Source organism: Paenisporosarcina quisquiliarum (genome assembly GCF_043641925.1).
In the GTDB taxonomy this organism is placed as follows: domain Bacteria; phylum Bacillota; class Bacilli; order Bacillales_A; family Planococcaceae; genus Paenisporosarcina; species Paenisporosarcina quisquiliarum_A.
In genome coordinates, this window is sequence record NZ_JBHZRU010000020.1 from 61,927 (window position 1) to 69,508 (window position 7,582).

General features: G+C 30.0%; 7 protein-coding genes and 1 pseudogene. 6 read left to right on the forward strand and 2 right to left on the reverse strand.

Annotation, left to right across the window (positions count from 1 at the left end; genetic code table 11):
* Window positions 1-64: 64 nt before the first annotated feature.
* The 6 genes and pseudogenes from ACHUE4_RS14125 to ACHUE4_RS14150 all read left to right on the forward strand — a co-directional run.
* Window positions 65-673 (forward strand): annotated as a pseudogene (locus ACHUE4_RS14125) (toprim domain-containing protein); the annotation flags it as partial.
* 276 nt (window positions 674-949) lie between these two features.
* The gene (locus ACHUE4_RS14130) at window positions 950-1,972 is read left to right on the forward strand and encodes a nucleoid-associated protein (protein WP_394191148.1); all 1,023 of its coding nucleotides are present in this window, start codon (window positions 950-952) and stop codon (window positions 1,970-1,972) included.
* Between the two features lie 25 nt (window positions 1,973-1,997).
* Window positions 1,998-3,461 (forward strand): hypothetical protein, encoded by a 1,464-nt coding sequence (locus ACHUE4_RS14135; protein WP_394191150.1) that lies wholly within the window; start codon window positions 1,998-2,000, stop codon window positions 3,459-3,461.
* 294 nt (window positions 3,462-3,755) lie between these two features.
* Complete coding sequence (locus tag ACHUE4_RS14140; protein ID WP_394191152.1) at window positions 3,756-4,082, forward strand: hypothetical protein; 327 nt, start codon at window positions 3,756-3,758, stop codon at window positions 4,080-4,082.
* A 38-nt stretch (window positions 4,083-4,120) separates the two neighbouring features.
* Window positions 4,121-4,585 carry a hypothetical protein gene (locus tag ACHUE4_RS14145; RefSeq protein ID WP_394191154.1) on the forward strand — a complete coding sequence of 155 codons (465 nt, stop codon included), beginning with the start codon at window positions 4,121-4,123 and terminating at the stop codon, window positions 4,583-4,585.
* A gap of 813 nt (window positions 4,586-5,398) precedes the next feature.
* A complete protein-coding gene (locus tag ACHUE4_RS14150; RefSeq protein WP_394191156.1) occupies window positions 5,399-5,635 on the forward strand; it encodes a hypothetical protein in 237 nt (78 codons plus the stop codon).
* Window positions 5,636-5,975: 340 nt separating this feature from the next.
* Here ACHUE4_RS14150 and ACHUE4_RS14155 read toward each other — a convergent pair whose 3' ends face one another.
* Together ACHUE4_RS14155 and ACHUE4_RS14160 are read right to left on the reverse strand one after the other, a co-directional pair.
* Window positions 5,976-6,395 carry a GNAT family N-acetyltransferase gene (locus ACHUE4_RS14155; protein WP_394191158.1) on the reverse strand — a complete coding sequence of 140 codons (420 nt, stop codon included), beginning with the start codon at window positions 6,393-6,395 and terminating at the stop codon, window positions 5,976-5,978.
* A 236-nt stretch (window positions 6,396-6,631) separates the two neighbouring features.
* Window positions 6,632-7,045 (reverse strand): YajG family lipoprotein, encoded by a 414-nt coding sequence (locus ACHUE4_RS14160; protein ID WP_394191160.1) that lies wholly within the window; start codon window positions 7,043-7,045, stop codon window positions 6,632-6,634.
* Window positions 7,046-7,582: the final 537 nt, after the last annotated feature.

Sequence of the window (7,582 nt, forward strand, 5' to 3'; positions counted from 1 at the left end):
AGAATGTACGTTCGTTTGGTGATATACTTTTTGTACATAATAGAATTCGAATGGGGGATGTTTGGTGAAACCAGTAATTGTTGCAGAAAAGCCTAGTCAAGCAAAAGCATATGCCGACGCCTTCAAAGTCAAGAAACAGGAAGGCTTTTTTGATGTGCAGCCTTGCGATATTTTTCCGAGTGGAGCTTTTATTACTTGGGGAATCGGGCATCTAGTTGAGCTCCGAGATCCGAAAGCTCATAACGCAAAGTGGACGAAATGGTCATTACAGACATTACCGATTATTCCTGATGAATTTCAGTTTCAAATCGCTAAAGGTAAAGCAAAGCAATTCGGGATTATTAAAAAGTTAATACATGAAACAGATACGGTCATAAATGCTTGTGACGTGGATCGTGAAGGATCGAATATTTTTTACAGTATTTTCGACTACACGCGTGCTCGTAATAAAACCATTAAACGATTGTGGATTAACTCATTGGAAGTAGATGAAGTACGAAAGGGTTTTTTAAGTCTGCAAGATAACCATAAAGACTTACTCATGTATGAAGAAGCAAAAGCTCGACAAATTAGCGATTGGCTTGTTGGCATGAATGGGTCGAGACTGTATACACTGCTCATTCAGAAAAAAGGAATTCGGGAAGTTTTTTCAATTGGAAGACCTACGTTGTATCCTGTCAATATTCAGGGTGGAATTAAACTTCCTAGTATAGATAAGGGTTGTATGAATTACGCCCAAATAGAGATGGGTGTAAAAGCATGGGAAAATCTCATTTACTTAAAATCTCTGTATCAAGTCCCCTTTTTGCCGACAATTAGAAGTTAAAATTCAGTAAATTAAACTAGTATATATTCTTTAAAAACGGAACCTTTAGTTGTTTGAAGATAAAGAAGGAATTTGCTCAAAATTGTCGAATTTTAGTAATAATGCCAAAAGGGGGGAATAAGAATGTTGGATGTAATAATTAATAAAATGACAATACATGAATTAGATTTAGTGAAAGATCGAGAAAAATGTGCAGAAAACGTCTTTCCTGTAACAAATTTATCTGAAACAGTTACCGAGTTTTTCGTAAACCATATTTCTGAAGCAAGAGTTGGGAGAAGTACAAAAAACTGTCATTTCATTGCTGAAGATACTTGGTTAAGTAGTAAAGTAAATCAATACAAAGAACAGAATACAGAGGGTGATTTTTTAAGGCTTTCTCAAAAAATTGCAGAAAGACTATTTTCAACAATGAAGTCCAGCAGCTCAAGAAGTAGTGGTTCGTTTTTTGTAATTGAAGCTTTAATTGATGGTGAAGAATTTATTGCTTTGATAAAATTAGATCCAAAAACAAGAATTCAATTTGATGCAGTAAACCTTTCACTATCTATCCAGGAAAATATACTTCCGGACGCAAAGGAAAAAATACATAAATGCGCTCTTATAAGAACTGATATAACATCAGAACAATTAATACACCTTTATGTTCTAGACAAGCAGCAAAATCAAGGTGAGGTTTCGAAGTTCTTTATGAAGACATTTTTGGAATCTCAAGAATTAGTAAATGATAGTATTTTAACAAAGGAAGCATTAAAAAGAGTCAAATCAGAATTCGTTAAAATTGTTCCCGAAAATAAAAAATTTGAAATGTTAGACGCAATAGAAAACGAATTTGCAGAAGGTCGGAATGTTGACTTACAAACCTCATTGCCACGTGTTTTAGAGCGTTTTGGTTTTGAAGATGCGTTTATTGAAGAGTCTAGTAATAACTTAATTAGTCAATTCATAACCTCTAATGCAGAGTTTCAATCATCTTTTACAGTTGTTCGAACTGATATTAGTATAAAATTTCAATCAACAAACAATGAAATATTTTTCCGTTATAACAAAAGCATTCGCGATGGTGTTAGTATTGGAAAAGATGCTGAGGGGAATACGGTTATTAAAATAGATAAAAAATATAATCTTGATTTAAAATCAAATTAAAAATCCGAAATGAGAGGTGATTGAATTGAATACCCTATTTGTAGAACTTTTTAATGAATACAATTCAATTCGCACTCATTTCGGCAAAAATGTAAAAAAAGTAAATGACGATATTGAGATCCTTTCAATTACTATTGTTAAAGTTTTTTCGAAGGTTGAGTTAGAAGAGTTTTCAGAAAAAATTAACAGGTTTAAAATATTTGTGAATCCAAGTGGAATGTTTTTATCGGATTATTTGGATGAAGTTGCTGAACAAATATACACAATCGAAGAAATAACTGAATTGAATATTCAATTGGAAAAAAGTGAATTTATCCAGTTTTTTTCAAATTTAGATTATTTCTTTTTTGATGTAGAAAGTATGTTAAAGAACCTTTCCAAAAAAACATACTCGAGTACCAATCCATATAAATTGAATATAGTGTTACCAGAAATCAATTCTTTTGAAACAATATTTTTTAATTTTACATCTATAGAAACATTAAATAGAGAATCAAAGCTTACTTTAGTTGAAACTGACCAATCCTATAATGACCCGTTAGATTTTTTTAGTAGTTTATACAAGTTAGAGTTAACGTATGGAAATACTAATCCTTTTTTATATATTATCAAGAATTTTCATATTAATACAAAAGATGAGCTTCAAAAATCAATTATGAAAAGATTTTATATTGATTTTTTGGATTTTATTAGCGATCAATCTGATGAAAATAACTTTTTAATTAGAGGCAATAAATCATTAAAAATAAATAAGAGTGTAGATTTTTCTACTTTAAATTACTATGAATTAGTCAATTTATTTATGTTCCTAATTTCAGGAGAAAAATTTCTAGAGAAGATTACAATAGTAAAAAATGTTTTTACATTATATTTGAACGATGAAATTTCAATTGGAACTTTTGATGAAAAGTTAGAAAAAATTTGGAAAACAATACAACATTATTTCCATAATTATATTACTGACGATTTAAAAGACTTTTTTAAAGATAGAGATTCATTATTCAAAGAAGCAATGACTGTTTCCAAATCCATAAAAGATCAAACAGATAAATTGTACACTGCTATTAATAGTTCATTGATAAGTTTAGTAATAGGTGTAACAATATCTGCTTATACTTCTTTTGCTAGAGATGATGTATTTATTTTAGTGGTTTCTTTAATAGTTTTTATCAGTTTTTCTGTGGTTTATTATCAGTTTTCGAAAAAACATGTTAATGAAAGAATAACTTTAATTAAAGATCAATTTAATCACTTTGTTGATAATATTTATATTTTAGAAAATACTGAAAAAGAAACATTTAAAGCAAAATATTTATTATTACCAATCAAAATTTTAAACAATGTTTTGCTAAGATTTAAATATTTGATTGTTTATATGAACATTTCTGTATTTTTTCTTTTCTTTTTGCTCGCAATAAAAACATTTCTAATAAAATTTTATGATTCTTTTTTAATGATTACAAAAATAATTATTAGAATATTAGTTTAATGGGAAATTAAGAAGAAAATAACCTCTAACTGAACTGCATCACAATTGTTAGTTGTGTCTAACAATTGGGGTGCAGTTCATGTTCATTAGTTGAAAAAGAAAAAGATAATAAGGTCTCTTTTCACATATTAGATGTTTGTTTTCTGTGAAAACTCTGTAGGGATGCAAACCTGTTTAAGTTATACTGACCAGTTTTTTTGACCGCTATTCTACTGCCCCGTTTAGCCATCATAAAGCCGAAAACGTTGTACTAGTTTGAATGGAAAAACTCCATACAAAAAGTAATGGGTAACCATGGATTCAGAAGGATATGATAAACTGGGTAATAGCTATGTTCCTGATAATGAGCCAATATCTACTAGTAATGGATTAAGTATCGAATTTCAAGATATTGGTTATGGTGATACTTACAGAGCTTCATCTGGTAGATTTTGGGCATACTTTAAATTTTTTAATGGTACACCTGTTGGAAAAAGTATTTCATTTAGTTCAGTCTATTCTCACACATTCAGTAACAGCTCAATTAATGGCTTTTCAGTTGGTCCATATTCTTTTGGACTATCATGGACTACTTCAGGGATTCATTGGGAAAAAACTAATTTTAGTAGTAGAACTTTCTAACAAAATATTATTTAGTTTTTTAAATAAGGGGTGGAAATTTGCGTTATTATATACTAGTAGTATTTCTAATTCTCTTATTTCTATCAGGTTGTTCAAATTTTAGAGATGATGATTATGTTATTAAAACTTTAGAAGAGCAATTTAATAATGAGGTAAATGCGGCAGATATAAAAAAATTAACTATTTCTAATAGAGAAATAGTTATTTATCAATCTTCTGATAAAATATTTGTATGTATATTTACTGAAAAAGAGTTATTAAAAGTAAATGAAATTGATTATAATGCTCTATCCTCGGAAAAAATATTCTATGCCTATAGTGAGGATTCCAAAGAAGACCTTTATTATGTCACAGGAGGTATAGCAAAGGACAAAACACCTTTGTTGTTATTAAATAAAAAACCTTTAGAGACAGATATTATTAGTATGGATCATGCATATATATTTATTTCCTTATTTGAAAAACCACTTGATAAGCCCGCAAAATTTGAATTAGGAGACTAAATACTCTAGTTTTTAAAAAAGGAGACCTATATGAGATTTAAACTGAACCAGTAATTTGAGACACTAGAAAAAGCATCTAGGCTGCCATTGTCCGAAATTCTAACGGAGAATGGCAGTTTTTTTGACACTATTAAGCTAGGGTATCAGCAAGACTTCTAAATTATGAAACGTGAACTACTTAAAAAAGTCCATCATCTCCCCTGAGATGATGGACTTAATTTTTTCTTATATCTATTGTATTAGTGTTATAACTTTATGAATAAATTTCTTGTGAATAGAATGTTCTTCTATTAGGCACTATGACTAATAAAAACAAAAGAAAGTTGGATTTAACATGAACCAAAACATACTTCAAATTCCTATAGATAAGAGCACAAAATATTTCGGACCATTTCATACAGAACGGCAATATACTAACACCTGATTGGGAAATCATTACTACCACCTTAATAGATGGTCTTAAGTTAGCTGTATATAATCGAGATATTGTATCCATTTTATTTAAAGATGTAGATATCGAGTTTGTATGGAACTACGAAACACGTAATCTATTAGCAAACTTTGAAAATATAAGTTTTGTGGAATTTTTTAGTGCTGTGATTCGATTTAAGTAGATGCCTTAAGGAACTAGAATTAATGGAAAGTGGCCATCCTGCCATCCAAAGACTTAATAGAACTACCGCTTAACTTGGAAATAGTCTCTCGAAAACTGAATCCTATTATCCGTCCAATTTATTCAATGAAATTGCTTGGCTAAAGAATAAATAGGCATGTAAAAGTCAATAAATATTTTATATATAGGGGGGTTAAGTAATGGTGTTAATAAGAGATAATAAAGAAATCTATTGCTACAACTGTCGCAAAAGGACCATATTTACAAATAGGGATGTTAACAATAATAGTGGTGTAGAGTTTCATTGTAGTGAATGTACATTTGTTTGGTTTGAATGGCAAAATCGAGCAGTAGAGCGAGAGAAAGAAAAATGGCTTGAATATAATGGAGGAGTCTTGAAAAACACTAAAGGTCACTGTCAAGTTTTTAATCAATAGCAGACTAGATTGCTTTTTTTAGTTTCACTTCCGTTTCGGAAAAATCAAAAACCATTGTTACCTTTACAATTTCTCAGAGAACTCATTCGTATAAATGGTTAGTATACTAACCGGTTTCTGAATAGATAATGTTGATTGCTGTAACCTTTGAAAAAAGATTGATTAAAACTTAGCGAGAATCTTCAATTTTAGGTATAAATAAACCGCGTATTTTGAACAAAGTTTGATCAAAATACGCGGTTTTACCTGTTTATTTCTATTCATTTTTATAAAAAAGATTGATTATTTCGGGAGGCGAATATTCAACTAAGCACCCGTTAGTTGAAGAGTTCAAAATTACTTATGTTGATTTAAAGTAAATTATCTCTGGATCTCCTTCGTCTAAATTTTCAACAAATCCACTTTGTATAAATCCATTTGCTTTAAATACTTCCTGCATTCTTTTATTTGATTGATTGGTTGAAGAGAATATTTTCTTAGTAGGCGATATGCTTATAAAATACTCCAGAAGGAATGTTGCGTATCCTTTTCGTCTTTCAGTCGGTTTAACTATTATCAAGGATATAAAGCTACAATCAAAAAAATGAATATCAAAAATTAAAAATCCTACAAATGAGAACTCGTTTTTAATTGCTATACATCTTTCTTCCTCAATAGCTTTTTTTATGTATTTTCTTCTGCTATCACTTCCTATTACTTCTCTATCAATATTCACTAGTTCATCTAAATCATTTAATTGAGATTTAACCAAAGATTCCATATTAAAGTTCCCCTTTTTGATATTTAACTTTATTAAAACATATCCTTCTTCAACTAACCTGCTTCGTTAGTTGAATAAGAAGGCTACGTTAAAGTTATTGGTTGATTTTGTATAGAAAAATACGTTTGGAAATGTATCGCCAAGGGCATTTATTTTACCGTCTTTTTTTATTAAAGCACCCGTTACTTTAATAACACTTTCTCTTTATTATAAGTTTTTCAATAATAGAACAACTTCTATCCACCTACAATAAACTTACCAATAATAGTCTCTCCATCAACATCATACAAAGAAATTTCTCTTGGTTTAGCTTCATTAAGTTTAACTGCTTCTTCAGGATTTTTAGGCTGTGGACCATTCAAATCCTCTTTTTTCACATACCCAATTGTACCATCTATTCCAATAGCACTAATTAAATCAGGTTCAACAAGCATTAGGTCTCCCATATTAGGACCATAGGTTTGCCCATTTTCATTTGTTGGATAGCCATCTTTTAAAATACTTTCCCTAGTTGGTATAACTAAATCTGAGGCATTCTTCCCTATATGATTGCTATTGTTATCTTCTGCCTTTGTTAATGTTTCTTGTTGCGAACAACCAACTAATAAAAGTAACGAAATTACTGCTAAGACAAATAAATTCTTTCTCATTTTCTCCCCCCTCGTATAATTAGAAAACCTTCTTCTTTAACTAACCAACCCCGTTAGTTGAAAAAGAAATCCTTTACTCTTATTGAAGTAAAGCACCCGTTAGTTTAAGTAAGAAATACTGAAATAGATGTAAGAAATAGAACCATTACTAAAATAAAGGGAACTAATGCCTTTCTTATTTCATCTTCGCTTTCAGCTTTCTTAACCTTCTTTCTATAATCAATCCAACTAAAACGTTACAATGAAAACTAAAATTACATATGGAAGTTCTTCCAAGTGAATCCCCCTATTAACCTTTATTCGTTAGCAGATCATTTAATTCCTTCTTCAACTAACCTGCTGCGTTAGTTCAGTAAGAAAAAAAAGGCTTAATTCCATACTGAAGTAAAGCACCCGTTAGTTTAACAAGGAATCTAATAGTTTTATCTAACTTCGTTATTCAATCGAGTTAGCAATTTCAACTAATGTATCAGGAGTTACCGAAGATACTCTTTTATCGATTCCAAGCATATATTGCCAATTACCATTTTCAAAAAC